Here is a 25,589-nt window from a genome sequence, read left to right as displayed (position 1 = left end):
CCACCGCCAAGACCCGCCCTCGCCCGAACTCCCCCGTCCGACCGGCCGGGTGACGTCGCGGAGGAGGTAGCCTCGTTGACACCTCGGCGACAACGCCTGATGGTCTGCTACCTGCTGTGGATGGTGCTGCTCACCGGCATCTACTACGCCTTCCCCGCACAGCGGATCATCTGGTGGACGGGCATCGGCCTCGGCGGCGTCGCCGCCATCGTGGTCGGCGTCCGCCTCAACCGCCCCGCGCACGCGCTGTTCTGGTACCTGCTGGCACTCGCCAACCTGAGCTTCTCCGCGGGCGAGGTCGTGCAGGTCGTCCAGACCCAGTTCCTGCACCTCGACAACCCGTTCCCGTCCGTCGCCGACGGCTTCTACCTCGCCGAGTTCGTGCTGTACGCGGCCGGCGTGCTCGGCTTCATCCGCTGGCGCACGGCCCGTCAGGACCGCGCCGGCCTCCTCGACGCGCTGATCCTCACCATGGGCCTGGCGCTGCTCGCCTGGATCTACCTGATCCTCCCGTACGCCCTCAACCCCGACCTCGGCTGGTTCCAGAAGGCCGTCTCGATCGCCTACCCGCTCGGCGACGTGGTCGTCCTCGCCCTGCTGCTGCGGCTGCTGACCCCGCGCGGCGGCAACAGCCGCTCGCTGCAACTGCTCGCCGTCGGCACCGTGGGCATCCTGGTCTCGGACACCCTGTACGGGCTGATCCAGCTGCACGGCGGCTGGCACATCGGCACCGGCGTCGACCTCGGCTGGGCCGCGTTCTACACCGCCTGGGGCGCGGCCGCGCTGCACCCGTCCATGGTCGAGCTGACCAGACCGGTCCCCACCCAGCAGCCCGACCTGAGCGCCGGCCGCCTCGTCCTGCTCACCCTGGCCTCGCTGATCGCCCCGGCCATCCTGATCATCGAGTCGCTGAACGGCAATACCCGCAACGCGGGCGTGATCGGCACCTTCTCGGCGCTCCTCTACCTGCTGGTGCTGGCCCGGCTGGCGGTCGTCGTGGTCGCCCGGCGGCAGGCGATCGCCCGGGAGCGGGCCCTGCGCGAGGCCGGCGCCAGGCTCACCGCGGCCCTCAGCGTCGAGGAGGTCGCGGACGCCGTCCAGGCCGCCGCCTCCACCCTGATGCCCACCGAACCCGGACACGTCGCGCTGCTCGCCGTCACCGAGGCGGGCGTCCTGCACGTCCGGCACGCCGAACGCGGCGCCGCCCAGCACCTCCTCGGCCCCGCCGCCGACTCCGGCCAGGCGCTCGCACTCGCCGCCTACCGGGAGACCCGGCTCCTGCCCATCGAGGACATCGGCAGCGACCTGGCCACCCGCCTCGACGGCATGCCCTCCGCCCTGCTGTGCCCGCTCACCCTCGACGAGCGCCCCTCCGGCGACCCGCTGATCGGCGCGCTCATCGTCACCGGCACCGCACAGGAACTCACCAGCCTGTGGGGCTCGCTGGAGATCCTGGCCGGGCAGGCCGCCCTGGCCGTCGAACGGGTCGTGCTGAGCCAGGAGGTCAACCGCCGCAACAGCGAGCTGTACTTCCGCACCCTGGTGCAGAACGCCAGCGACGTCATCCTGATCCTGGACGCCGACGACAGCGTCCGCTACGCCTCCTCCTCCGCCGAACGGGTCCTCGGCCACCCAAGCCTCGACGGCACCCTGCTCACCGACCTCGTCCCGCCCGAGGACAGCCGGGCCGTCGGCAAGGCCCTGGCCCGGATGCGCGGCCCGGCCGAACCCCCTCCGGCGGGCCCGCCGTCACGCGAACAGCCCCGCGAGCACTGGCGGCTGCTGCGGCAGGACCGGACCCCGATCGAGGCCGAGGTGCGCTTCAACGACCTGCGCGCCGACCCGACCGTCGGCGGCCTGGTGCTCACCCTGCGCGACGTGACCGAGCAGCGCCAGATGGAGCGCGAACTCACCCACCGGGCCTTCCACGACTCCCTCACCGGCCTCGCCAACCGGGTGCTGTTCCAGGACCGGGTCGGCCACGCGCTGTCCCGCGGCCAGCGCAGCGGCGCCGTCACCGGCGTGCTCTTCCTCGACCTCGACGACTTCAAGGTGGTCAACGACACCCAGGGCCACGCGGTCGGCGACGAACTGCTGGTCGCCGTCTCACTGCGGATCTCCACCGCCCTGCGCAGCTCGGACACCGCCGCCCGCCTCGGCGGCGACGAGTTCGCCGTCCTGGTGGAGGACGCGCTGCTCCCGGCGGACGTGGACGCCATCGCGGACACCGTGCTGACGGTGTTCGCCGAACCGTTCAAGCTCAGCGCGGGCGCCGTCCGGGTCGCCGCCAGCATCGGCGTCGCCACCACCGAGGACAGCGTGGACGCCACCGAACTGCTCACCCACGCCGACCTCGCGCTCTACTCCGCCAAGGCCGCCGGCCGCCGCCAGTGGCACCACTACCAGCCGGCCCTGCAGGCCGGGCTGGTGGAACGGCACGAGCTGAACGAGAACCTGGACACGGCCATCGCCGAATCCGCCTTCCAGCTGTACTACCAGCCGATCGTCGACCTGCGCACGGGCGATCTGGTCGCCTTCGAGGCGCTCGTCCGCTGGCCGCACGACCGGCGCGGCATGGTCCTGCCCGACGAGTTCATCGCCCTCGCCGAGGAGAGCGGCCAGATCGTCCCCCTCGGCGCCTGGATCCTGGAACGCGCCGCCCAGGAGGCCGCCGCCTGGCACGCCGCCAGCTCCGCCACCCGCGCCGCCGCCGGCCGGCCCCCGCTCCGGGTCAACGTCAACGTCTCCGCCCGCCAGTTCCGCGACGCCGGCTTCGTCGACGTCGTCCGCGGCGCCCTGCACGCCTCCGGCATCGACCCGCACACCCTCGTCCTCGAACTCACCGAATCCGTCCTGATGCGCCGCGACGACCGCGTCCACGCCGACATGGCCACCCTCAACGGCCTCGGCATCGGCATCGCCATCGACGACTTCGGCACCGGCTACTCCTCGCTCTCCTACCTGCGCGAGTTCCCGATCTCCATCCTCAAGATCGACAAGTCCTTCATCGACGGCCTCGGCCTCTCCCCCCAGCAGTACGCCCTCGTCGAGGGCATCGTCCGCATCGCCGACACCCTCGACGTCCAGGTCATCGCCGAGGGCATCGAACACCCCGAACAACGCGACCTCCTCGCCGCCATGGGCTGCCCCCTCGGCCAGGGCTACCTCTTCGCCCACCCCCTGACCGCCCCCCAGGCCCGTGCCCTCGTCGGGGACACCACCTACGAGCAAGTCTGACGCGGCGCCCCGGGGATTCCGCCCGGGATTCCCACGCCGGTTCAGGAATCGATCAATCAACTCGGCGACAAGAGCTCCCCGAAGCGCCGATCCGCCGCCAAAAGACGACGGAAGCTCGCCGACCCAGCTGCCGGCCCGGCACTCCTCGCAGCGCTTGAGCGGGAGGTCAGGGACGCCCGAACATGGGAAACGCAGTACCAGATGGCGATGGCTGCCGGCACCTGCCGCTACACACCGGCCGCGCCCCTTCTACGGGATCTCGCGGAACGTCCGATCAAGGCGACGACCCTCTACCTGGCACTGGGCGACGCGATCGTTCGACTCGGGGTCGCCCAGGAAGGCACGCGCGAGTCGATCTCGTGGTGCCTGAGCCGGCACAACCCCATGCTCGCCGATGGCGCCTTCCGAGCCGTCGCCATGCTCCACCTGACCCCGGCGAGTGAGGTCATCGACATGATCCTCGACCACGTCCAACCTCTCGCCCCGTCGAACGGACTGCGCTTCTGGCCGACCGCCGCGGCCGCCGGGTGGTCCGCAACAAGGGTTCGCGCATTCCTCAAGGAATGCGCGACCAGCCCTCAAGCCGGCCTGGTCCACACAGCTTTGGCATCACTCGACGGAAAGCACCAGAAGCACCACCTGCTGTAGTCAACAGCAGATACGGAATCCATTCGTCCTGGAGATCCGCAGGAACTCGACGACATGGCGCCGGACCGTCTGCGCCTAGGCGGTGGCCTCCAGTGCCCGGGAGAACGTGGCGAGGAGGGGGGAGGGTCGGGGTGGCGTGGCCGCCGGGTCGACACCCGCGAGCTGCAGGGCAGGGTTCCGACCACGCGGATCCATTCATCTGGATGCGCTATCTCGGCCCGGGCCGAGGTAGCGGCGCCCGGTGGGCAGGCCGGACACCGCTGCCGCTCATCTTCAGGCCGGTGAGTTGACCGCCCGGCCAAGCGGCAACGCGTTATGTCCTCAGGAAGTGGCGCAGAAGGTAACGCCGCTATTGATCGGAAGTAGCTGATCGACCTTGGGCCACCCCGACAAACGGCGGGTGGCCCAAGTTATTGACACTCCCTCCGGGTGCTTCGATGACGGCCGCGTCATAATGTTCCAATGGAATCGAAGGCGATATTCAAGGTCGAGATCGAGAACCGTATTGATCAACGGGTTGAGCTCATGCTCGAGCCCGAGGGGAGCGACTTCTGGATGGAGCCGGGCGAAGCGGTCGTCGTGAACTGCGAGGCCCCGGCCGGTACCGAGATCCCTTTTGTCGTCCAGGTGACGGATGACGGAATCTCGGTCTGGTCCAACTACGGGCCGGGGTGGGTCTCCGACCGGGCAGGCGAGGACCTCGACATCGGACACAACAGACCCGACGGCGCCTATCCGGAACTCGACGAGTCGTCGGCGAGTACCGAACGGCGCAGGCGCTGGCCGTGGAGGCTGTTCTCCTGACGGCGTCCGGTCGATCGATTCAGTCCGTTCCGACTCTCGTCATCGGGACGACCTCAAAACGCCTCCGCCTCCAGCGCCCGGGAGAGGGCGGTGAGGAGGGGGAGGGTGGGGGCAGCGTGGCCGGCTTCGATGGTGCGGATCTGGGCCTCGGTGAGGTCGGCGCGCTTGGCGAGGTCGGCGGTGGAGAGGCCGAGGGCGGTGCGGCGCTGGTGGACGGCGCGGGCGAGGGCCGCGGCCGGGTCGCCGTCCGGGTGCGCGGGGAAGTCCTCGATCAGCGGGCGTGCGTGGTTCACCGAATCTCCTCATCGACCCGTGGGGTCGCACAGCCTGACACATAGTCAGGACGAGAAGGGCGAAGCGGCGGTCAAGGATTCTTGACCGCCGCTTTGTCGTCCGGCTACTTGACCCGCTACTTGACGGGGTGCGGATGGCCGAGGTGGGGGAAGGTGGGGAGCAGGTCGGTGTGCGGGGGGATGTGGTCACTGGTGATCTTGCCGCCGGAGACCATGGTGAGGCGGGCCGAGGTCACGTCGTCGACGAGGGTGCGGCCGTTGGGGTAGGCGGCGGGGCGGGAGCGGTCGTAGCGGAGGATGTCGGGCAGGACGAGCTTGAGGGTCTCGGTGGCGGCCTCGGTGGTGTAGTCCCCGGCGTGCTGGAGGACGGCCGTCCAGGCCTCGCGGTAGGTGTCCCAGTCGTCGGCCGGCTCGCCGGCGTTGTACGCGTCCTTCACCTCCTCCTTGTTGAAGTAGGCGGTGAGGGAGGGGTGCGCGCCACGGTCGACGGAGAGGAGCCGGCCGCCCTCGCGGACGCTGACCCGGCCCCAGACGCCGATCGTCGGGTCGGGGCCGAGGTCGGCGTCGGGGACTTCGAGGGCGATGCCGAAGATGTTCGCCTCGGCCATCGCGTCCTTGCCGGTCCAGGTGAAGTCGTTGACGATCCCTTCGAGGTCGGCGAAGAAGGGGTCGCTGCGCAGTCCGACCGAGAGCTTGTAGCCGTCCGTCTCGACGACGTCGGGCGCGTCACCGAAGGCGACCGGGACGGCGGAGAAGAGGACGTCGCCGGCGGGTTCGTGCCGCTGGGCGGCGGTGCCGGTCGCGCGGTGGACGGTGACGCTCTGTCCGCCGGTGCTGGGGGCGGAGAAGGTGAAGGAGTAGGCGACGTCGGCGCGGTGGTCGCCGTCGCTGTCGATGTTGATCCGGTAGACGGCCTGCGGGTGGAACTCGGCCGCCCGGGTGGGGGCGTAGGGGTTCACGTTCATGATCAGGACGGTCCGCCCGGACGCGTCGGCGGCCGGAAAGGCGAACAGGTCGGTCAGGTCGAGCCGCGCGTCGCCTCGGGGGGAGCGGAGGTTGGGGCCGCTGAGGTGGTGGGACATGGGACTGTCGTAGCAGGGCCCGCCCGGGCCGGTCCCGACGACACCCGTGCGGAGCGCGGCTGTCCGCTGATCAGCGGACAGCCGCCACCCCGCGCACGCCCGACCCGGAACGCACCGGCCCGGAGCGCACCGACCCGGAACGCCCCGACCCCGACCCCCGTGCGGGACCGGCAGCGCGTCGAGGCCTGAGCGCCTGCGCCGACCACCCTCGCTCCTCAAGCGGACTTGAGGTCAAGGGCGGGCGGACCGGCACTGTCCCCGTCCGGTACGGCTCCAGGCGCGCCAGACCACCGTGGCCCGCTCCGGGGCCGCGGTGGCGGATGGCGCCGGGTCAGACGGCGGTGCCGTTGGTGGCGGGGGCGGTGGGTGGGGTGGTGGCGCCGGCGGTGATGCCGAGGGTGTGCTCGACCTTGGCGACGGCGGTGCGGTACTGCACGGAGGCGAGTTGGGAGGAGTCGCCGTCGCGCTGATAGAAAGCGAAGGCCAGGCCGACGGTGCCGAAGCGTTCGATGCCGACGAAGGCGTTGAGCTGGACGCCGGCCAGGGTGCCGTCGAGGCGGACGGCGGGGGCGTCCTGGCGGTCGCCGAGGGTGATCGGGGTGACGGTGAAGGTCACCGTGTCGTCGGTGCCGGCGTCGAAGGTGATGGTGTGGCAGTTCTTCAGGGCGTCGGTGGCGGTGTTGACGTCCGTGGTGAGTTTGGCCGGGTCCTCGGCCGTGAGGGCCTCGGCTACCATCGGGTTGCCGTCCTGACCGTCCAGTGCGACCTCGACGTGCGGGGTCGAAGGGCCGGGTTCGCCGGTGTGCATGGTGATCAGGGCGCTGAGGGCGTCGCAGCCACTGGCCGGCGTCGGGTTCTCCTCGGGGCCGGGGCTGGCCGTGCTGGGGACCTCCGTGAAGCCGGGCCCGACGTCGTCGACGGTGAGCAGCGCCGACGTGAGCTGATCGGTGGAGGGCAGGTCCTGGGTGGGCGCCACGGCCGTGGCGAGGTGGGCCGGGCCGAAGGTGACCGCCGCGAGGAGGGCTGCGGCGGTGAGGGCGCTAAGAGGCCTCGGGAGATGCATGGATTGGCCCCCGGTCGAGAGTTCGGGCAGGGACAGATCACCAGTCTCCCACCGGGGCCGGGGCGGGGCGCGCGGGGAGCCGGATTGCGCGGGAAACCCGCAGGTCAGGGCCGGTCCGACGGCAGCGCTTCGATGGTCTCGGCGAGCCACTGCACCCAGAAGGCCTCCAGGCCGATGCCGGCCCGCAGCACGGCGTGTTGGAGGCGGTTCTCCCCGTCCGCCGCCTCGACCGGGAAGTCGTGCCGCTCGATCTCCAGGTAGTCGTCCAACTGCGCGCGGTGCAGCGTCAGATGGCGCTGCAGCTCGGCCGCCAGGCCGTCCGTGCCGACCACGGCGGCGGCGCGCAGCCGCAGCAGCAGCGGTTCCCGGACCGCGCGGGGCGCGTCGCCCTCGGCCGTCCAGCGGGCCAGTTCGGCGCGGCCCTCGGACAGGACCTCGTACTCCTTCTTCTGCCCGCGGACGGGGCCGGACGGCTGGAGGGCCCGGATGTGTCCGGAGGCCTCCAGCCGGCCCAGTTCGCGGTAGATCTGCTGGTGGGTGGCGGGCCAGAAGAAGCCGATCGACTTGTCGAAGCGCCGGGTCAGCTCCAGCCCCGAGGACGGCTTCTCCAGCAGGGCGGTGAGGATGGCGTGCGGCAGCGACATGCCGTCGATCCTAGGGTCCGTCGGAGTAGGTCGGCCTTAGGGTCCGTCGGGGCAGGCCGGGATCCCGTCGCCGGTCGGGTCAGAGCGTCGCGGCCAGTTCGGTGCCCTGCTTGATGGCCCGCTTGGCGTCGAGTTCGGCGGCGACGTCGGCGCCGCCGATGAGGTGGACCTCCAGGCCGCGCTCGCGCAGCGCGTCGTACAGGTCGCGGCGCGGCTCCTGGCCGGTGCAGAGCACCACGGTGTCGACGGGCAGCAGCTGGCGTTCGCCGTCCACGGTGAAGTGCAGCCCGGCGTCGTCGATCAGGTCGTACGTGGCGCCGGCGACCATGGTGACGCCGCGGTGCTTGAGCTCGGTGCGGTGGATCCACCCGGTGGTCTTGCCGAGCCCGGCGCCGACCTTGCCGGTCTTGCGCTGGAGCAGGTGGACCGTGCGCGGCGGTGCGGGCCGTTCGGGGCGGCGCAGTCCGCCGCGCTCGCGGTAGTCCGGGTCGATGCCCCACTTGGCCTGGAACACGGGCGGGTTGAGGCTCGCGGCGTCGCCCCGGTCGGTGAGGAACTCGGCGACGTCGAAGCCGATGCCGCCCGCCCCGAGGATGGCGACCCGTTCGCCGACGGGTGCGCCGTCGCGCAGCACGTCGAGGTAGCCGAGCACGCTGGGGTGGTCGACTCCCGGGATGTCGGCGGGAGTTCGCGGGGTGACGCCGGTGGCGAGGACGAGTTCGTCGAAGCCCTCGGCGGCGAGCTGCTCGGCGGTGGCGGCCGCACCGAGGCGCAGCGTGACGGCCAACTCGGCGAGCCGGGTGCGGTAGTAGCGCAGCGTCTCGTCGAACTCCTCCTTGCCGGGGATGCGCCGGGCGATGTCCAGCTGCCCGCCGACGGCCTCGGCGGCGTCGAACAGCGTGACGTCGTGGCCGCGTTCGGCGGTGGAGACGGCGAACGCGAGCCCGGCCGGTCCGGCCCCGACGACGCCGATCCGCTTGCGTGACCGCGTGGGCGCGAGCACGAGTTCGGTCTCGTGGCAGGCGCGCGGGTTGACCAGGCAGGAGGTGATCAGGCCGCTGAAGGTGTGGTCGAGGCAGGCCTGGTTGCAGCCGATGCAGGTGTTGATGGCGTCGGCGCGGCCGCCTTCCGCCTTGGCGACGAAGTCGGCGTCGGCGAGCAGCGGGCGGGCCAGCGAGACCAGGTCGGCGCAGCCTTCGGCGAGCAACTGCTCGGCGATCTCGGGGGTGTTGATGCGGTTGGTGGTGACCAGCGGGATGCCGACCTTGCCCATCACCTTCCTGGTCACCCAGGCGAACGCGCCGCGCGGCACGGAGGTGGCGATGGTGGGGATGCGGGCCTCGTGCCAGCCGATGCCGGTGTTGATGATGGTCGCCCCGGCGGCCTCGACGGCCTGGGCGAGCCGGACGACCTCGTCGAGGGTGGAGCCGCCGGGCACCAGGTCGAGCATGGAGAGGCGGTAGACGATGATGAAGTCCTCGCCGACCCGTTCGCGGACCCGGCGGACGATCTCCACCGGGAAGCGCATCCGCCGCTCGTACGGGCCGCCCCACTCGTCCTCGCGCCGGTTGGTGGCGGCGACGATGAACTCGTTGATCAGGTAGCCCTCGGAGCCCATGATCTCGACGCCGTCGTACCCGGCGCGGCGGGCGAGTTCGGCGCAGCGGGCGAAGTCCTCGATGGTCTGCTCGACCTGTGCGGCGGTGAGCTCGTGGGGGGCGAAGGGGCTGATCGGGGCCTGGAGGGCGCTGGGGGCGACCAGGTCGCGGTGGTAGGCGTAGCGGCCGAAGTGCAGGATCTGCAGGGCGATCCGGCCGCCGGCGGCGTGCACGGCGTCGGTGACGACGCGGTGGCGGTCCGCCTCGGCCTCGGTGGTGAGCATCGCGCCGCCCTCCCAGGGGCGCCCGGCCTCGTTGGGGGCGATGCCGCCGGTGACGATCAGGCCGACGCCGCCGCGGGCGCGCTCGGCGTAGAAGGCGGCCATCCGCCGGTAGCCGCCGGGGGCCTCCTCCAGGCCGACGTGCATCGAGCCCATGATCACGCGGTTGGGCAGGGTGGTGAAGCCGAGGTCGAGCGGGCTGAGCAGGTGCGGGTAGCGGCTGCTGCCGGGGGCGGTGCTCATCGACGTGCTGATCGACGTGCTCATCGATGTCTCCTGGGGGGCGGCGGGGTCGGTGTTACCGCACAGTAGGGGACGCCGGTGGGATGTGCAACTAGTTGCAAAAGAGTGCCGGCAGGGGCGGCGGCGGGGATGACGACGGGGTGCCGCCCCGGCTCCCCGATTCACGCCAACTCTGCCCAAGGATCCGCGTATTGTCGCATTGACATCATGGGCATCTGGGAGGGGACGGCCGTGCGGGGTGGCTCGATAGCCGTGATCGGCGGCAGCATCGCCGGAAGCGCCTTCGCCGGGGCCGCCGCCCGGCTGGGGGCGGACCGGATCGTGGTCCTGGAACGCAGCCCCGGCCGCCTGGAGGACCGCGGCGTCGGGATCTGCATCCACGACGACCGCTTCGCCGAACTGGTCCGCGCCGGCCACCTCGCCGAGGGCGTCCGCCGCCACCGCCTCACCGTCCGCCGCTGGGTCACCCGGGACCCGTCCGACGACGGGCCGGGCGGGCGCGGGCGGGTGCTCTGGAACCAGCCGATGCCGTTCCACTCCCACCACTGGGCCGTGCTCTGGCAGGCCCTGCGCGAACGGACGCCCGACCGGGTCGAGTTCCGGCTGGGCAGCACGGTCACCGCGGTCGGCAACGACCGGGACGGCGCCTGGACCGCGGCCGCCGACGGCACCCGCGAACCGTACGACCTGGTGATCGGCGCCGACGGCTACCGCTCGGTGGTCCGCGCGGCCGTCTGCCCGGAGGCCCGGCCCGAGTACGCCGGGTACGTGTGCTGGCGCGGCAGCTACGACACCGCGCTGCTGGCGGAGCTGCCCGGGGGCGCCGGGGCCTGGCCGGAGGACGAGTGCGCCACCGTCTGCTACCCCGGCGGCCAGGTCGTGATCTACCGCATCCCGGGTCTCACCCCCGGCAGCACCCAGGCGAACTGGGTCTTCTACGCGCCCACCCCCGCCTGGCTGCGCCTCGACGGCCCGACCAGCATCCCGGCGGGCACCCTCACCGACGCCCAGGTGGACGAGCTGCGCCAGCTCGCCGAACGGCACCTGCCGCCGTACTGGGCCGCCCTGGTCACGATCACCCCGCGCGAGCGGACCTTCCTGCAGCCCGTCTACGACCTGGAGACCCCGCGCCGCACGGCCGGGCGCCTGCTCCTCGGCGGGGACGCGGCCACCGTCGTCCGGCCGCACAACACCAGCGGCGCGGTGAAGGCACTGCAGGACGCGCACGCCTTCGAGCGGGCAGGGCAGGCGGGGGGCGGGTCCTGGTCGTCGCTGCTGGCCGGGTACGACCACGAGCGGGGCGTGGTCGGACGGGAGCTGGTGGAACTGGGCCGACGGCTCGGCCGGGCGCAGGTCGCCGCGGCGCCCGACTGGTCGACCATGGACGAGCCGGCGATGACCGCCTGGTGGCGGCAACAGCTCACCGGCGGCGGGGGTTTCGGCGGCCACGCCCTCGGGCCGACGCCGGACGGGCGGCCCGCGTGAGCCGCCCGCCCGGGGCCGGTCCGGCCGATCCGCCGAAACCCCGTCAGATCACCCGCAGGGATCAGACGTTGACGCCGTAGTCGGTCGCGATACCGCGCAGACCGGAGGCGTAGCCCTGCCCTATCGCGCGGAACTTCCACTCCGCGCCGTTGCGGTACAGCTCGCCGAAGACCATCGCGGTCTCGGTGGACGCGTCCTCGCTGAGGTCGTAGCGGGCGATCTCCTGGCCGTTGGCCTGGTTCACGACCCGGATGAACGCGTTGCGGACCTGCCCGAAGTTCTGCAGCCGGGCGTCGGCGTCGTAGATCGACACCGGGAAGACCACCTTCGCCACGTCGGCCGGCACCCGCGCCAGGTCGACCTTGATCTGCTCGTCGTCGCCGTCGCCGCCACCGGTCAGGTTGTCGCCGCTGTGCTCGACCGAGCCCTCGGGGCTGTGCAGGTTGTTGAAGAAGACGAAGTGCTGGTCCGAGACCACCTTGCCGAGCGCGTTGCACAGCAGCGCGCTGGCGTCCAGGTCGTAGTCGGCCCCGGTGGTGGTGCGCACGTCCCAGCCGAGACCCACGATCACGGCGCTCAGACCGGGCGCCTCCTTGCTCAGCGAGACGTTGCCACCCTTGGCCAGCGAAACTCCCACAATGCCCTCCTCGATCTCTCCCTGCGGACGAATCTACAACACTGTAGAGATCACCGGAATCCACCTGCGGTCGGGCCCCACCCCGGGGATTTCTCAGGGGCTCCACCGGGAACCGACCGTCACCCCGGCCCGCTGGTGCCGATCCACCGGGGCGCCCCGGCCCGGGTGGCCGCCCTAGACTGGCCGTGGATCCTCTGGTCCTTCCCGATCGGCCTTCCCCGATCGAAGCCCCCGCGCGGGAGGTTCCCATGCGTCAGCGGTACAGCTTCCACGCCGACCAGGCCGGGCACTCGGTCACCGTCAACGTCCGGACCGGCTGGATCACCGAGACCGAGCTGCTGGTGGACGGCAAGGAGTGCGCCTTCCACCGCGTCCACGGGCACGGCGTCTACCCGCTGACGCTCTCCGCCCAGCTCGCCGGGGAGCCGCCGCTGCCGCTCTCCGTCCGGCTCGACCGGACGGGTGCGGCCGAGCAGCCGTACGCCTGCGTCCTGGCGGTCGCGGGATCCGAGCACCCGATGCCGGAGCACGCGGCGCGCTGAGACCGCCCGGCCGATGCCCCCTGCCCTTGACGGTCATCACGTCTACCACGACCGGGCGCGTGAGAGCTCGGGCCCGCCGCAGCACTGTCTAAGCGCCGCCCTGATGCTGCGTCAGGATCTCCTCGACCGCCGGGCGGGCGCGCTCGGCGTCCTCGGCGACCAGGCCGATCCTGGTCCGGCGGTCGAGCACGTCGGCGACGTCCAGCGCGCCCTCGTGCGTGACGGCGTAGGCGACCTCGGCGCGCGTCACGTCCAGGCCTTCGGCGATCGGCCCGAGGTCGCCGGCGGCCAGCACCTCCCAGGCCGCGCCGCCGTGCCGGGCGAGCAGCGAGCCGGGCGCGCCGGTCGCCGGGAGCGGGCGGCTGTCCCGGTGGGTCGGGGCCCCGACCAGCGGCAGGCGGGCCGTCCAGCAGGCACGGGCCGGCAGGCCGCGCAGCCGGACGGCGGTGTCCACCGCGTCCTCGGCCATCCGCCGGTAGGTGGTGAGTTTGCCGCCGACCACCGTGACCACCCCGGACGGCGACTCCAGCACCGCGTGCTCCCGGGAGATGTCGGCGGTGCTGCCGCCCCCGGTGTCGATCAGCGGCCGCAGCCCCGCGTACGCGCCGCGCACGTCCGCCCTGGTCAGCGCGGTGCTCAGGGCGGCGTTGACGGTGTCGAGCAGGAACGCGAGCTCGCCTTCGGTGGGCACCGGCTCGTCCGGGATCGGGCCGGGCGCGTCCTCGTCGGTCAACCCGATCGCCACCCGGCCGAGCTGCTGCGGCAGCGCGAAGACGAAGCGGCTGGTCGAGCCGGGCACCGGCACGGTGAGCGCCGCGGTGGGGTGGCCGAGCACGGCGGCGTCCACCAGGAGGTGGGTGCCCCGGCTGGGCCGCAGCTTGATCGACGTGTCCACCTCGCCCGCCCAGACTCCGGTGGCGTTGACCACCGCGCCGGCCTCGACGGTCAGCGACTGCCCGGTGAGCGTGTCGGTGAGCCGGGCGGAGGTTCCCGTCACGGACTCCGCCCGCACCCGGGTCAGCACGGTGGCGCCGTACTGTGCCGCGGTCCGCGCCAGTGCCACCACCAGCCGTGCGTCGTCCACGAGTTGGCCGTCGTGCGCGACCAGCGCGCCGGACAGGCCGGCCGTCCGCACGCCCGGCACCAGCTGCCGTGTCCGCGCGGCGTCGATCCGGCGCACCCGGGGCAGCAGCGCGCCCGGCGTCCCGGCGCTGAGGCGCAGCGCGTCCCCGGCGTGGAAGCCCACCCGGATCAGCGAGGCCTGCCCGGGGCGCAGCAACCCCGGGAGCAGCGGCACCAGTTGGGGCAGTGGACGGATCAGGTGCGGGGCGGTGCGGGTCATCAGCACGCCGCGCTCGACGGCGCTCTCCCGGGCCACCCCGATCCGGCCGGAGGCGAGGTAGCGCAGGCCGCCGTGCACCAGCTTGGAGCTCCAGCGGCTGGTGCCGAAGGCCAGGTCGCGGGCCTCGACCAGCACCGTGCGCAGGCCGCGCGCGGCGGCGTCCAGGGCCACCCCGGCGCCGGTGACGCCGCCGCCGATCACCAGCAGGTCGACCCGCGGGCGGTCCCCCAGTGCGTCCAGCTCCCACCGCCTCCGGGCCGCGTCGAGTCGGCTGGAACCGGCGAAGGGGCTGGCGGAGGAAGCAGCGGGCGTCGAGGTCATGGCGCGAGGTATCCGTTCAGCGCGGTGGCCAGTTCGCGCCGCCAGGCGGCCTCCGGCAGCAGCGAGGCCACCATGCGGTGCGACTGGACGGTGGACTGGGCGATCAGCAGGACCATGGCGGCCAGTTCGACCGGCTCGCCGGCTCGGATCGAGCCGTGGGCCTGCCCCTGTTCGATGCCGGCGCGCAGCGCCTCCAGCAGGCCGCGCTGGCTGGTGCCGAGTCGCTCGACGACGTACTCCAGCAGCAGGTCGGAGTCGGAGGAGCGCAGCAGCGCGCCGAGCACCGGGTGGTCCCGCAGCCGGACGGCCACCTCGACGACCCCGTCGACGAAGGCCTCCCGGTCGATCGGGGCCCCACCGCCGAACTCCAGGACGACGCCCTCCCGGGTGGCCTGGATCTCCCGGGTGAGCAGCGCGCCGATCACCGCCCGCACGTCCGGCCAGCGCCGGTAGACGGTCGGCCGACTGACCCCGGCGCGGCGGGCGATCTCCGCCAACTGCGTTCGGCGCACGCCGAGATGGACGATCAGGTCGGCGGCGGCGTCCAGGATCGCGTCGTCGGTGCTGCGGGGCACCTCGTCGGTACTGCGGGGCGCCGGGGCCGCCTCGGGGGGCTGCGCGGCGCTGCGAGGCTCGGCGTTACTACTTGACATGATGTGTGAAACTGTAACGCATGGCACCTGAGACGCAAGCGGGACCGGCCGACGCCGCGCTGCCGCTCCCCCCGATGAAGTGGGACGCCTGGGGCGACCCGGCCCTCGCCAAGGAGCTGTCCGCGGACATCAAGGGGCTGCTCGCCGCCGCCCTCGGCGTCACCGGCGACGCCGCCCCCGGACCGGCCGCGGACGAGGTCGTGCTGCACCCCTCGCGGATCTCCGCCGACGACCTCAAGGCCCTCGCCGCCGCCGTCGGCGAGGCCCACGTCAGCGCCGCCGACGCCGACCGGCTCCCGCGCGCCGGCGGCAAGTCCACTCCCGACCTGCTGCGCCGCCGCAGCCGCGCGCCCCAGGACGCGCCCGACGCCGTCGTCCTGCCCGGCGACGAGCAGGAGATCGCCGCCGTCCTCGCGCTCTGCGCCGAACGCCGCATCGCCGTCGTCCCGTTCGGCGGCGGCACCAGCGTCGTCGGCGGCCTCGACCCCGAGCGCGGCTCCTTCACCGCCGTCGTCTCGCTCGACCTGCGCCGGTTCGACCGCCTCCACGACCTCGACGAGACCTCCGGCGAGGCCGTCCTCGGCGCCGGCCTCACCGGCCCGGCCGCGGAGGCCCTGCTCGCCGAACGCGGCTACGAACTCGGCCACTACCCGCAGAGCTTCCGCTACGCCACCATCGGCGGCTTCGCCGCCACCCGCTCCTCCGGCCAGGACTCCGCCGGCCACGGGCGCTTCGACGAGATGGTCCGCGGCCTGCGCGTCGTCACCCCCGCCGGGGTGCTCGACCTCGGCCGCGCCCCCGCCTCCGCCGCCGGCCCCGACCTGCGCGAACTCTTCCTCGGCTCCGAGGGCACCCTCGGCGTCATCACCGCCGTCCGGCTCCGTGTTCACCCGCTGCCCGCCGTCAAGGCCTACGAGGCGTGGAGCCTGCCCGACTTCGCCACCGGCAGCGCCGCCCTGCGCGCCGTGGAGCAGGGCGGCACCGGACCGACCGTCATCCGGCTCTCCGACGAGGCCGAGACCATGGTCAACCTCGCCATGACCGAGCAGATCGGCGGCGCCCCCGCCGTCAGCGGCTGCCTCGCCGTCACCGTCTTCGAGGGCACCGCCGAACAGGTCGCCGCCCGCCACCGGCTCACCCGCGACACCCTGCTCGCCGCCGGCGCCACCTCCCTCGGCGAAGCCCCCGCCCGGGCCTGGGAACACGGCCGGTTCAACGCCCCCTACCTGCGGGACTCCCTGCTCAGCGCCGGCGCCCTGTGCGAGACCCTGGAGACGGCGACCGACTGGAGCCGACTGCCGGAGCTGCGCACCGCCGTCACCCAGGCCCTCACCACCGCCCTGCCCGGCGCCCTCGTCCTCTGCCACATCTCGCACGTCTACCCGACCGGCGCCTCGCTCTACTTCACCGTCGTCGCCGCCCTCGGCGAGGACCCGCTCGCCCGGTGGGCCGTCGCCAAGCGCGCCGCCTGCGACGCCATCGTCACCGTCGGCGCCACCATCACCCACCACCACGCCGTCGGCGCCGACCACCGGCCCTGGATGACCGACGAGATCGGCGAGTTGGGCGTGCGCATCCTGCGCGCCGTCAAGGCCGAACTCGACCCGGCCGGCATCCTCAACCCCGGCAAGCTGATCCCATGACCGGCCCGAGAACCGTCCACCGGGTCGCCGTTCTCACCAACCCGGCGGCAGGCGCCGGCCACGCCGCACCCGCCGCCCACCGGGCCGTCGCCCGCCTGCGCGCCCTCGGCCTCGACGTCGACCGGCACGCGGGCCGCGACCCCGAGGACTCCGTCCGCCTCGCCCGCCAGGCCGTCGCCGACGGCGTCGACGCGGTCGTGGTGGTCGGCGGCGACGGCATGATCAACCTCGCCCTGCAGGCCGTCGCCGGCACGGCCTGCCCGCTCGGTGTGATCCCCGCCGGCACCGGCAACGACCACGCCCGCGAATACGGCCTCCCGCTCGGCACCCCCGAGGCCGCCGCCGACGTCGTCGCCGCCGGACGCACCCGGACCGTCGACCTCGGCCGGGTCACCGCCGCCGACGGCACCACCCGCTGGTACGGCTCCGTCCTCGCCACCGGCTTCGACTCCCTGGTCAGCGACCGCGCCAACCGGCTGCGCTGGCCCCGCGGCCGGATGCGCTACAACCTGGCCATCCTCGCCGAGTTCGTCAACCTGCGTCCCCTGCCCTTCCGCATCACCCTCGCCGACGGCACCGTCATCGAACGCGACCTCACCCTGGCCGCCGTCGGCAACACCCGCAGCTACGGCGGCGGCATGCTGATGTGCCCCGCCGCGCTCCCCGACGACGGCCTCCTCGACCTCACCCTCGTCGCCGCCATGCCCCGCCTGCGCATCGCCCGCTTCTTCCCCACCCTCTTCAAGGGCACCCACACCACCCACCCCGAGGTCACCACCCACCGCACCACCTCCCTGCGGATCGACTCCCCCACCATCACCGCCTACGCCGACGGCGAGTTCATCGCCCCGCTCCCCGTCGACGTCACCGTCGACCGAGCCGCCCTCCACCTCCTGGTCCCCTGAACCGCCCGACGTCCCGACCGCACCCGGTCCGGCGCGCCACCCAACGCGCCGGGCCCCGAGGGCCATTGCGGGCTCGGCTTCGGCCGTGGGGCTCAGCCGGTCAGCCGGCGGCGCCAGAGGAGGGGGCGGATCTCGATGGCGTGGGACGGGTCGGCGTTCCAGACTGCCGGCAGGCCGGCGTCGGTGAGGGCGGCGACGACCTCGTGGCCGATGGCGGTGGTGGTCAGCGGGGAGGCGTCGAAGCCACCGTAGCGGAGGCTGAGGCCGTGGCCGGCGGCGGCGGAGTCGGTGCCCTGGGTGTGGAAGTAGACGTAGCCGTGGGCGTCCGGCGCTGCGGCGGCGGCGATCTCCGCGTCGCCGCAGGAGCGGCAGCAGGCGAAGTGCTCCCGCGCGGTGAGGCCGGCCGCCGTCAGGGCGGCGAAGGCGCGGGTGAGGCGTTCCGGGTCGGTCTCGCCGATCCAGCCGGTCTGCTCGCCGACGCGCTCCAGCCAGAGCCGGTCGGCGAGTTGCTCGGCCTGGTCGCGGGAGAGCGGGCGGTGATCTCCGGAGACGAGGTAGTCCTCGGCGAGTTCGGCGAGCTCGGCGCGGGTGGTGTAGCCGGCGGCCAGGGTGAGGCGCAGCCGGTCCTCCAGGTGCCCGAGGTCGGCGGTGGGCAGGTCGAGCGGCGGGGCGGGCTCGGGCCGCGGGCCCAGGTCGAGCGGCTGCCAGTCCAGTCTGTCGCCCCAGCCCGGCTCGCGCCGCGCCCAGCCGGTGATCGCGGCGATCACCGGATCGGGCCCGTCCGTCCGCACCTCGAAGTGCCGGGCGGCGGAGCCGTCGCGGTGTTCGAGCGTGTAGTCGCCGCCGTCGGCGTGCCACACCTGGATGAAGACCTCCGGCAGGTCCGGTATCCGCTGCGCGACCAGGAAGCGGTCGCCCTCCGCGCCGATCCGCCGCACCAGCCGCGCCAACTCGTCCGCGCCCACCCGAAGGTGTCGCGTCCCGTCGTTCTCCTGCACCCCGATCGCCAGCATGTGGATCACCCAAGCACACGCCACTGACACCGGAGCATCAACAGGGACGACCGACCGGCCTCAGCCCGTCTGCTCGCGGCGGAGGCGGAACAGGACGTTGGGGCGCAGCGGACCCTCTGGGGCGTCCGGGTCCTCGAAGTCGTCGGCGGGGTCGGACGTCATCCCGAGGCGGCGCATGACGGCCTGGGAGCGGAGGTTGGTCGCGGTGGTGACGGCGAGGATCTCGTCGAGGCCGAGGGTGCCGAAGCCGTGGGCGAGGACGGCGCGGGCCGCCTCCGTCGCGTAGCCGTGGCCCCAGGCCCCGCGGGCCAGGCGCCAGCCGATCTCGACGCCGGTGAAGGGCAGGCCCTCGTCGACGTCGTCGAGGCCCGCGAAGCCGACGAACTCGCCGGTGGCCCGTACCCCGACGGCCAGCCAGCCGTAGCCGCGCGCCGCGCTCTCGGCCTGGAAGCGCGCCACCGAGGCGTCGCTCTGCTCGCGGGTGAGGACGTCCCCGAGGTGCTCGCGGACCTCGGGGTCGGCGTTCATCGCGGCCCACGGCGCGAGGTCGGTGTCCCGCCAGGGGCGGATGAGCAGGCGGTCGGTGCGCAGTTCGGTCATGTGGGCAAGCCAATGTCAGCCGTCCCCACCGGGGCAACCGCATTTCCCGCGGGCCCCGGCGGCCGGGCCGCCCCCAGATCCCGGCCCCTCAGCTCCCCGGCCTCAGATCCCCGCCCTCAGATCCCCGGCCGCGCCGTGATCCGTCCGGCGTCGATCGCGGCGAGCAGCTCCGCGTGGTCGAGCGCCGTCTGGTCCGCGTACCGGACGGAGAAGTCGGCGATCGCCTCCGCGAAGGTGTCCGCGCCGCCCAGGTAGCCGGCGATGGCGAGGCGGTCGCCGGTGCGGGCGTGGGCGCGGGCGAGGGTACGACCGCACAGGTCGGCGTAGCCGCGCAGGCCGGCCGGAGTCAGGTCGGCGACCTCCACCGAGCCCTTCATGTCGCGCAGTTGGCGGCCGTAGAAGTGGCGCCCGGCGGGGCCGGTGGTCCAGCCGAGGAAGATGTCGCTGGCGGCCTGCATGAGGTGCTGGCCGGTGACGACGCGGCGGCCGCCGTGGTGGGCGGCGACCTCGGCGGCGACCCGGGTGGGCGGCAGGTGCTCCTCCAGGACGGACCGCCCGGCCTCCTTGAGCTGGACGAACAGCGGGTCGCGGGTGTCCCGGCCCTCCAGCAGGACGATGAAGCAGCGGGTTCCGACGCTGCCGACGCCGACGACCTTCGTGGCCGCGTCGACGAAGCGGTAGCGGTCGAGGAGGAGCCGGCGGTCCTCGGCGAGGGTGGCCCGGTAGTCGCTGAACACCTTGCCGATGTCGCGCAGTCCGGTCTTCTTCAGCGGTTCGATCAGCGGTGGCGCGCTGATGATGCACCGGCGCCCGTCCCGTTCCTCGGTGAGCTTGCCGAAGGCCTGCAGGCTGGTGCGGCGGCGGGCGTGGGCGAGGCCGTCCTCGGCCCGCTTGTGCCGCCCCGGCTTGCGCAGCAGCGGCAGCAGGTCGCCGGTGGCGATCCGGGAGTACCAGACGTCGAGTTCGCCGAGCCCCGCGAGGCGGCGCATCGCGGTGGCGTACCCCTGGACGGCGGCGCGGGCGGCGCGGTGGGCGCGGTCCTCGTCCTGCCCGTTGCCGCGGGCGGCGACGGCGATGCTGGCGGCGAGCCGTTTGACGTCCCATTCGAAGGGGCCGGGGTAGGTCTCGTCGAAGTCGTTGACGTCGAAGAGCAGGGCACGTTCCGGCGAGGCGTACACGCCGAAGTTCAACAGGTGGGCGTCACCGCAGAGTTGGACGGTGAGGCCGGTGTCGGGGACGGCGGCGAGGTCGGCGGCCATGACGGCGGCGGCGCCGCGCAGGTAGGTGAAGGGGGTGTCGGCCATCCGCCCGTAGCGGATCGGCAGCAGCCGGGCGACCCGGTCCTCGCCCTGGCGCACCAGGACCTCGACCGGGTCCGGCCGGTCGGCGGCGGGGATCCACCGCCCGTGGGCGGAGCGGGAGACGCGGTCGCGGGCGGCCCGGCCGTGCCGGCGACGTTCGGCGGGGGTGGTCATGCGCGGCTCCTCGGTAGACGGGTCGCCGGGGCGACGGGTCGCCGGGACGACAGGTCGCCGGGACGACAGGTCGCCGGGACGGCGGGTGCATCTCCTCGCGACGCTAGGTCACCGCTGCCGGAGGGCGCACCGCGCACCCTCCGGCACTCGACCGAACGGATGAAACGGATGAACCCGCGTGCTCACTGCACGGTGAAGTCCGCCATCATCGCCATGTCCTCGTGCTCCAGGTTGTGGCAGTGCAACAGGTACGTCCCCCGGTAGTCGGTGAAGCGCACCAGGACCTCGGCCACCTCCGCCGGCCACAGGTCGACGGTGTCCTTCCAACCGGCGTCGTACGGGCCCGGGTCCCTGCCGTTGCGGGTGAGCACCTGGAAGGGGTTGAGGTGGACGTGCACGGGGTGGTGCAGGTCGGTGGAGAAGCGCCACCGCTCGATGCTGCCGAGGGCGGGCCGGGCGAGGTCGCGTCCGGGCTGGTACGGGTCGTCGTTGATGGTCCAGCCGTCGTCGCGGCTGCGGCGGAAGGTGAAGTGGCGGGTGGCGACGGCGGCGGAGGCGTCCAGGGCCTCGACGGTGGACAGCTTGTCGGGGACGGTCGAGTCGTCGCTGACCTGCCGGGAGGAGACGTCGAAGCGCATCACCTCCGCCGTGCGGCCGCTGCCGAAGCGGTTGACCAGGCGCACGGAGGTGCCCGGGGCGTAACGGGAGAAGTCGACGACGAGGTCGAAGCGCTCGGCGGGGGCGATCTCCAGGGCGTCGTGGGTGACCGGGGCCGCCAGCAGCCCGCCGTCGGAGCCGATCTGGACGAGGGCGTCGCCGCCGGAGGGCTGCGGGTCGAGTTCGAGCCGGTAGAGGCGGGCGTTGGAGGCGTTGAGCACGCGCAGCCGGTAGCGGGCGCGGTCGACGTCGAGGCGGGGCCAGGGGGCGCCGTTGACCAGGATGACGTCGCCGAGGACGCCGTTCATGTAGTCGTCGGTGACGCCGGGCACGGCGAGGGCCGCGTCGGTGGCGGGGTAGTGGAAGGAGCCGTCGGCGGCGAAGGCGCGGTCGGCGAGCATCAGCGGGAGGTCGCGTTCGCCCTTCGGCAGCGGCAGGGCGTTCTCCTCGTCGTCGTGGACGAGGTGGAAGCCGGCCAGGCCGCGCCAGATCGCGGGGCCGGTGAAGCCCATCCGATGGTCGTGGTACCAGAGGGTGGCGGCGCGCTGGTTGCCCGGGTAGGTGTGGGTGCGCTCGCCGGTGACGGTGTTTCCCGTCGCGTGCTGCATGCCGGGCATCCCCGACATGCCCTGGTCCGCGCCCGCACCCGAGGAGCCGACCGGCAGCAGCAGGTCGATGGGGTAGCCGTCGCTGTCGGCCGGGGTGTGGCCGCCGTGCAGGTGGACGACGGTCGCCACCGGCAGCTCGTTGCGGTGCTTGACCACCGCCGCCCGGCCGGACCGGGTGACCACGGTCGGCCCGGGGAAGGTGCCGCCGTACGTCCAGGCCTCGGTCCTGACGCCGGGCAGGATCTCCAGCTTGGCGACCTGCTGGGTGATCTCGTAGTAGTCGGTCGTCCCGTCGGTGCGCACCGGCTGGAGCACCGCCGGCACCGGCAGCGGGACCTGGAAGGGCTCGGGCAGGGCGAGGTCGCTGCTGAGCAGCCGGCCGGGGCGGCCCTCGGCGAGCAGCCGGGCGGCCGCGGGGACGGTGACGGCCGCCAGCGCGCCGGCGCCGAGGACGGAGGCTCCGAGGCCGAGGAACCGTCGGCGGTTCACTTGACCACCTCCCGCGACCTGGTGGGACGCGGCAGCCGTCCGCTGCCGTCCGGCACGGGCAGGCTCCCCGCGCGGGCGGGCAGCGGGATCCGCCAGGCGCCGACCAGCCCGAACAGGACGCCGCTGACCAGCAGCACGCCCAGGGTGACGTGCACGCCGAGCGCCCGCCCGTAGCCGGCGCCGATCTGGCCGATGACGGCGACGGTCAGCAGGGCGGTGGTCCACAGCGGCCAGAGCGGGCCGCGGCCGGGCCGGCGGACCAGCGCGGCCACCACCAGCTGGCAGACGACGACGGTGGCCAGCATCATCGCGTTGCCCTCGTGGTCCTTGAGCGACTCGTAGGTGCCGTTGAGGAAGCTGCCGGCCAGCATGGCCTGGAGCACGGCCAGGAGGGTCAGGGTGGTCGCGGTGATGCGCAGCAGGATCAGCGGCCAACGGGGCGCGGGGGCCGCGGGAGGACTGCTCATGTCGGGCTACTCTCTGCTTCGGCGGGTCGGTCGGGGCGGGCGAGAGCGTAACTGATCCGACGTCACGATCGGCTCCGACAAAGGGTTCCGGACTTTTCCCACCACCCCATTGCGCCTGCTCGGCCGGGCTTTTGTCACCCGTCCGAGCGAGCCCCTCGTCCGGCCGTCCAGCGGTCCTCGAGGGCCGCCGGCCGGCGGCCCTCAAGCGGGTGACGCACCCGCCCGAAGGCACCCGCAGCAGAACGGAAGGGGGGCTCCGAGCAGACGGAAAGGGGCCCCGTCCGGTGCTACCGGCCGGGGCCCCGAAGGCACCAGGACCGCGGCTACTGCCGGGCGGCGCCCAGCTCCACCGGGCGGGTGCGCAGCAGGGCCCGGGCGGGCAGCCCGGTGGCGCCGAGGCAGAGCAGGACGGCTCCGGCGGCCAGCGGCAGGGCGAGCACCGGCGGGACGTACGGGGAGGAGTTGGCGACGCCCCGGGCGATCGGGACGAGGGCGATCCAGGCGATCGCCCCGCCGACCACCAGCCCGGTCGCGGCGACCAGCAGCGCCTCCCAGCGCATCATGCCGCGCACCTGGCGCCGAGTGGTGCCGGCCAGCCGGAGCAGCGCGACCTCGCGGCGCCGGTCGAGGACGGTCATCACCAGGGTGTTGGCGGCGGTGACGGCCGCGAAGCCGCCGAGGACGCCGGCCATCACCTTGTTGGCCCAGGCGTTGAGCTCCATCATCTTGTCGGACTGGGCGACGAACCCGGCCCGGTCGGTCACGGTCGTCCCGCCGGGGCCCGCGAGCCCGGCCAGGGCGGCCGCCACCGCCGCGCGGTCGGCGCCCGGCGCGTCGGCGACCAGCACCTGGCTGTCGTACCCGGCGGTGACGTGCCCGACGACGGCCGCCCGCGGCAGCAGCACCTGGCCGAAGCCGAGCCCGCGGTCGTAGACGGCGACCACGGCGGGCCGCACGGGGGTGCCGTCGCCGAGCCGCAGCGACACCCGGTCGCCGACCTTGGCGTCCAGCGCGTCGGCCAGCGTGACGTCCAGGGCGACGGTGTCGTCGCCGCGGCCGAGGTCGGCGAGCGCTCCGCCGCGCACGCCCAGGTCGAGCACCCGGGACAGCCGGGCCGGGTCGCCGTCGACGCCGAGCGCGGTGGCGGAGGCGAGCTGCTGGCTGTGCTCGTACACCGCGGCGGTGCGCAGCACGCCGACCGCGGCGTCCACGCCGGGCACCTTGGCGGCGCGCTCGGCGGTGCCCGCGGGCAGGCCGGGGCCGGTGGAGCCGACCACGTGGTCGGCGGTGATGCCGTTGCGCACGTTCTCGCCGGTGGCGTGGCTGATGGTGCTCTGGAGGAACAGCAGGGTGCCGCAGAAGGCGGTGACGAGCACGATCGGGGTGATCGCGGAGGCCAGCCGGCGGGCGTTGGCCCGGGTGTTGTCGGCGGCCAGCGAGCCGGGCGCGCCGCCGGCCCGCAGCGGGGCACCGACCACCGCGGCGGCGATCCGGGCCACCCAGGGGCCGAGCAGGGCGACGGCCGTCATGAAGCACATGACCACGCCGAGCGCGGTGTTGGCGGCGTTCATCCCGTCCAGGGCGGCCGCGAAGACGGCGGCGGCCACGCCGCCGGCGGCGAAGACCAGCCCGATGACGGTGCGCACCTTGCCGGGGCGGGCCGGTTCGACGGCGGCCGCGCCGAGCGCCTGGCCAGGGCGCAGCCGGGCGGGGCGGCGGGCGGCCAGGAAGCCGGCGGTCAGCGCGGCGAGGGTGCAGGTGAGGACGGCGGCGAGCATCGGCAGCGGGCCGACGTCCAGCTGCACGCCCGGCGGCACCGCGCCGCGCGCGGCCAGCTCGTCGAACCACCAGTGGGCGAGGGCCAGCCCGGGCAGGATGCCGAGCGCGCCGGCGACCGGCGCGACCAGCACCGCCTCGGTGGCGATGGTGCGGCGGATCTGCCGCGGGGTGGCGCCGATGGCGCGCAGCAGGGCGAACTCACGGGCGCGCTGGCCGGTGGCCAGGGCGACGGTGCTCATCACGACGAAGATCGCGGTCATGGTGGCGTAGCCGCCGAAGGTGCCGCCGAGCCCCATCAGCAGGGTGCGGCCCTCGCCGATGGCGGGCTGCTCGACGGTGCCGCGGCCGTCGCCGGTGAAGACCTTGGCGTCGGCGCCGACGGCCTGGCGGACCTGGGCGGCGAGCGCGGCGCGGTCCACGCCCTCGCGCGGCTGCACGGCGATCGCGTCGATCCGGCCGGGGTGGCCGGACAGGCGGTCGGCGGTGGCGTCGGCGAACCAGGCGGTGGGGCCGGCCGATTGGGCGGCGGCCAGGCCGGAGACACGGTAGGCACCGGTGCCGCCGGGGGCGGCGAGGGTCAGGCTCGCGCCGGGCGCGAGGTGGGCAGCGCGCGCCGTGTCGGCGTCCAGCACCACCTCGTTCGCGCCGGGCGCGCGGCCCTCGACCAGCTTGTCGGCCGGGCCGGCGATGCCGAGCGCGGCGTAGCCCCGGCCGGTCAGGGCGGGGGTGCCGGCCCCGGCCGGCAGCGGGAAGGCGCTGTCCGGGCGGGCGGCGGCGACGCCGGACAGTGCGGCGATCCGGCTCACCAGGGCGGCGTCCGTCCGGGCCCGCTCGGGGGTGGTCAGCTCCCTGGTCTCGGTGTCCCTGCCGACCTTGACGGAGGTCTTCACCGCCTGGTCGGCCGCGACCACCACCGGGGCGCCGGCGTACCGCTGCGGTGCGACGCCCGCGGTCAGGCCGGTCTGCAGGAGGGCCCCGCAGGCCACCACCACGGCGGCGCCCAGCAGCAGGGCGATCAGGGTACCCGCGAAGGACGCGGGCCGGAAGCGCACCGAGGCGCGTGCCAGTCCGTTGCTCATG

At 73.8% G+C, this 25,589-nt stretch carries 21 protein-coding genes; 7 read left to right on the top strand and 14 right to left on the bottom strand.

Annotation, left to right across the window (positions count from 1 at the left end):
- Positions 1-75 precede the first annotated feature (75 nt).
- The 3 genes from P3T27_RS38565 (at position 76) to P3T27_RS38555 (ending at position 4,689) form a co-directional block, all read left to right on the top strand.
- Positions 76-3,237: an EAL domain-containing protein gene (locus tag P3T27_RS38565; RefSeq protein ID WP_280686011.1), complete on the top strand. Its 3,162-nt coding sequence runs from the start codon at positions 76-78 to the stop codon at positions 3,235-3,237.
- A gap of 207 nt (positions 3,238-3,444) precedes the next feature.
- Entirely contained in the window at positions 3,445-3,885 is a 441-nt protein-coding gene (locus tag P3T27_RS38560) for a hypothetical protein (protein WP_280686010.1), read from the top strand.
- A gap of 462 nt (positions 3,886-4,347) precedes the next feature.
- Positions 4,348-4,689 (top strand): hypothetical protein, encoded by a 342-nt coding sequence (locus P3T27_RS38555; RefSeq protein WP_280686009.1) that lies wholly within the window; start codon positions 4,348-4,350, stop codon positions 4,687-4,689.
- A gap of 53 nt (positions 4,690-4,742) precedes the next feature.
- Here the strand turns inward: P3T27_RS38555 and P3T27_RS38550 are convergent, their stop codons facing one another.
- The 5 genes from P3T27_RS38550 to P3T27_RS38530 all read right to left on the bottom strand — a co-directional run bounded on the left by P3T27_RS38550 (position 4,743) and on the right by P3T27_RS38530 (position 9,917).
- Positions 4,743-4,982: a helix-turn-helix domain-containing protein gene (locus P3T27_RS38550; RefSeq protein ID WP_280686008.1), complete on the bottom strand. Its 240-nt coding sequence runs from the start codon at positions 4,980-4,982 to the stop codon at positions 4,743-4,745.
- A 116-nt stretch (positions 4,983-5,098) separates the two neighbouring features.
- Positions 5,099-6,064, bottom strand: coding sequence for a DUF4331 family protein (locus P3T27_RS38545; RefSeq protein WP_280686007.1), 966 nt, complete (start codon positions 6,062-6,064; stop codon positions 5,099-5,101).
- A gap of 331 nt (positions 6,065-6,395) precedes the next feature.
- Complete coding sequence (locus P3T27_RS38540) at positions 6,396-7,127, bottom strand: hypothetical protein (RefSeq protein ID WP_280686006.1); 732 nt, start codon at positions 7,125-7,127, stop codon at positions 6,396-6,398.
- Positions 7,128-7,231: 104 nt separating this feature from the next.
- Complete coding sequence (locus tag P3T27_RS38535) at positions 7,232-7,771, bottom strand: PadR family transcriptional regulator (RefSeq protein ID WP_280686005.1); 540 nt, start codon at positions 7,769-7,771, stop codon at positions 7,232-7,234.
- Positions 7,772-7,850: 79 nt separating this feature from the next.
- Positions 7,851-9,917, bottom strand: a complete 2,067-nt coding sequence (locus P3T27_RS38530) for an NADPH-dependent 2,4-dienoyl-CoA reductase (protein ID WP_280686004.1) — start codon at positions 9,915-9,917, stop codon at positions 7,851-7,853.
- Positions 9,918-10,100: 183 nt separating this feature from the next.
- Between P3T27_RS38530 and P3T27_RS38525 the strand changes: the two genes are divergently transcribed.
- On the top strand, positions 10,101-11,378 hold the full coding sequence (locus tag P3T27_RS38525) for a monooxygenase (protein ID WP_280686003.1): 1,278 nt from the start codon (positions 10,101-10,103) through the stop codon (positions 11,376-11,378).
- Positions 11,379-11,439: 61 nt separating this feature from the next.
- Here the strand turns inward: P3T27_RS38525 and P3T27_RS38520 are convergent, their stop codons facing one another.
- Positions 11,440-12,015, bottom strand: coding sequence for a TerD family protein (locus P3T27_RS38520; protein WP_280686002.1), 576 nt, complete (start codon positions 12,013-12,015; stop codon positions 11,440-11,442).
- A 248-nt stretch (positions 12,016-12,263) separates the two neighbouring features.
- Here P3T27_RS38520 and P3T27_RS38515 point away from each other — a divergent pair, with 248 nt between their 5' ends.
- Entirely contained in the window at positions 12,264-12,557 is a 294-nt protein-coding gene (locus P3T27_RS38515; RefSeq protein ID WP_280686001.1) for a hypothetical protein, read from the top strand.
- Between the two features lie 88 nt (positions 12,558-12,645).
- Here the strand turns inward: P3T27_RS38515 and P3T27_RS38510 are convergent, their stop codons facing one another.
- Both P3T27_RS38510 and P3T27_RS38505 read right to left on the bottom strand, forming a co-directional pair.
- Complete coding sequence (locus tag P3T27_RS38510) at positions 12,646-14,220, bottom strand: glycerol-3-phosphate dehydrogenase/oxidase (protein ID WP_280686000.1); 1,575 nt, start codon at positions 14,218-14,220, stop codon at positions 12,646-12,648.
- A complete protein-coding gene (locus P3T27_RS38505; RefSeq protein WP_280685999.1) occupies positions 14,217-14,873 on the bottom strand; it encodes a TetR/AcrR family transcriptional regulator in 657 nt (218 codons plus the stop codon). Before P3T27_RS38505 ends, P3T27_RS38510 begins: the two co-directional genes overlap by 4 nt.
- Positions 14,874-14,947: 74 nt before the next feature.
- On the opposite strand from P3T27_RS38505, the gene P3T27_RS38500 reads away from it, so the two are divergent.
- Both P3T27_RS38500 and P3T27_RS38495 read left to right on the top strand, forming a co-directional pair.
- Positions 14,948-16,516 (top strand): FAD-binding oxidoreductase, encoded by a 1,569-nt coding sequence (locus tag P3T27_RS38500; RefSeq protein WP_280686018.1) that lies wholly within the window; start codon positions 14,948-14,950, stop codon positions 16,514-16,516.
- Complete coding sequence (locus tag P3T27_RS38495; protein WP_280685998.1) at positions 16,513-17,421, top strand: diacylglycerol kinase; 909 nt, start codon at positions 16,513-16,515, stop codon at positions 17,419-17,421. The genes P3T27_RS38500 and P3T27_RS38495 overlap by 4 nt, the downstream gene beginning before the upstream one ends.
- 92 nt (positions 17,422-17,513) lie before the next feature.
- On the opposite strand, the gene P3T27_RS38490 is transcribed toward P3T27_RS38495, so the two are convergent.
- The 6 genes from P3T27_RS38490 to P3T27_RS38465 form a co-directional block, all read right to left on the bottom strand.
- Positions 17,514-18,434, bottom strand: coding sequence for a hypothetical protein (locus tag P3T27_RS38490; RefSeq protein ID WP_280685997.1), 921 nt, complete (start codon positions 18,432-18,434; stop codon positions 17,514-17,516).
- Positions 18,435-18,494: 60 nt separating this feature from the next.
- Positions 18,495-19,034: a GNAT family N-acetyltransferase gene (locus tag P3T27_RS38485; RefSeq protein ID WP_280685996.1), complete on the bottom strand. Its 540-nt coding sequence runs from the start codon at positions 19,032-19,034 to the stop codon at positions 18,495-18,497.
- A 116-nt stretch (positions 19,035-19,150) separates the two neighbouring features.
- Positions 19,151-20,509, bottom strand: a complete 1,359-nt coding sequence (locus P3T27_RS38480; RefSeq protein WP_280685995.1) for a DUF2252 domain-containing protein — start codon at positions 20,507-20,509, stop codon at positions 19,151-19,153.
- Positions 20,510-20,691: 182 nt separating this feature from the next.
- Positions 20,692-22,263 carry a multicopper oxidase domain-containing protein gene (locus P3T27_RS38475; RefSeq protein ID WP_280685994.1) on the bottom strand — a complete coding sequence of 524 codons (1,572 nt, stop codon included), beginning with the start codon at positions 22,261-22,263 and terminating at the stop codon, positions 20,692-20,694.
- The gene (locus P3T27_RS38470) at positions 22,260-22,730 is read right to left on the bottom strand and encodes a hypothetical protein (RefSeq protein WP_280685993.1); all 471 of its coding nucleotides are present in this window, start codon (positions 22,728-22,730) and stop codon (positions 22,260-22,262) included. Before P3T27_RS38470 ends, P3T27_RS38475 begins: the two co-directional genes overlap by 4 nt.
- 323 nt (positions 22,731-23,053) lie before the next feature.
- A complete protein-coding gene (locus P3T27_RS38465; protein ID WP_280685992.1) occupies positions 23,054-25,588 on the bottom strand; it encodes an ABC transporter permease in 2,535 nt (844 codons plus the stop codon).
- Between the last annotated feature and the right edge of the window lies 1 nt (position 25,589).

Origin of the sequence: Kitasatospora sp. MAA19, assembly GCF_029894125.1 — a bacterium.
GTDB lineage: Bacteria > Actinomycetota > Actinomycetes > Streptomycetales > Streptomycetaceae > Kitasatospora.
This window is presented reverse-complemented; position numbering and strand designations above follow the sequence as displayed.

Excerpts from the sequence above, each read along its gene's own strand:
- P3T27_RS38540 (WP_280686006.1), bottom strand. The coding sequence starts at position 7,127 with ATGCATCTCCCGAGGCCTCTTAGCGCCCTCACCGCCGCAGCCCTCCTC.
- P3T27_RS38525 (WP_280686003.1), top strand. The coding sequence starts at position 10,101 with ATGGGCATCTGGGAGGGGACGGCCGTGCGGGGTGGCTCGATAGCCGTG.
- P3T27_RS38530 (WP_280686004.1), bottom strand. The coding sequence starts at position 9,917 with ATGAGCACGTCGATCAGCACGTCGATGAGCACCGCCCCCGGCAGCAGC.
- P3T27_RS38500 (WP_280686018.1), top strand. The coding sequence starts at position 14,948 with ATGAAGTGGGACGCCTGGGGCGACCCGGCCCTCGCCAAGGAGCTGTCC.
- P3T27_RS38485 (WP_280685996.1), bottom strand. The coding sequence starts at position 19,034 with ATGACCGAACTGCGCACCGACCGCCTGCTCATCCGCCCCTGGCGGGAC.
- P3T27_RS38505 (WP_280685999.1), bottom strand. The coding sequence starts at position 14,873 with ATGTCAAGTAGTAACGCCGAGCCTCGCAGCGCCGCGCAGCCCCCCGAG.
- P3T27_RS38535 (WP_280686005.1), bottom strand. The coding sequence starts at position 7,771 with ATGTCGCTGCCGCACGCCATCCTCACCGCCCTGCTGGAGAAGCCGTCC.
- P3T27_RS38495 (WP_280685998.1), top strand. The coding sequence starts at position 16,513 with ATGACCGGCCCGAGAACCGTCCACCGGGTCGCCGTTCTCACCAACCCG.
- P3T27_RS38545 (WP_280686007.1), bottom strand. The coding sequence starts at position 6,064 with ATGTCCCACCACCTCAGCGGCCCCAACCTCCGCTCCCCCCGAGGCGAC.
- P3T27_RS38490 (WP_280685997.1), bottom strand. The coding sequence starts at position 18,434 with ATGCTGGCGATCGGGGTGCAGGAGAACGACGGGACGCGACACCTTCGG.
- P3T27_RS38555 (WP_280686009.1), top strand. The coding sequence starts at position 4,348 with ATGGAATCGAAGGCGATATTCAAGGTCGAGATCGAGAACCGTATTGAT.
- P3T27_RS38465 (WP_280685992.1), bottom strand. The coding sequence starts at position 25,588 with ATGAGCAACGGACTGGCACGCGCCTCGGTGCGCTTCCGGCCCGCGTCC.
- P3T27_RS38510 (WP_280686000.1), bottom strand. The coding sequence starts at position 14,220 with ATGACCTCGACGCCCGCTGCTTCCTCCGCCAGCCCCTTCGCCGGTTCC.
- P3T27_RS38515 (WP_280686001.1), top strand. The coding sequence starts at position 12,264 with ATGCGTCAGCGGTACAGCTTCCACGCCGACCAGGCCGGGCACTCGGTC.
- P3T27_RS38470 (WP_280685993.1), bottom strand. The coding sequence starts at position 22,730 with ATGAGCAGTCCTCCCGCGGCCCCCGCGCCCCGTTGGCCGCTGATCCTG.
- P3T27_RS38480 (WP_280685995.1), bottom strand. The coding sequence starts at position 20,509 with ATGACCACCCCCGCCGAACGTCGCCGGCACGGCCGGGCCGCCCGCGAC.
- P3T27_RS38560 (WP_280686010.1), top strand. The coding sequence starts at position 3,445 with ATGGCTGCCGGCACCTGCCGCTACACACCGGCCGCGCCCCTTCTACGG.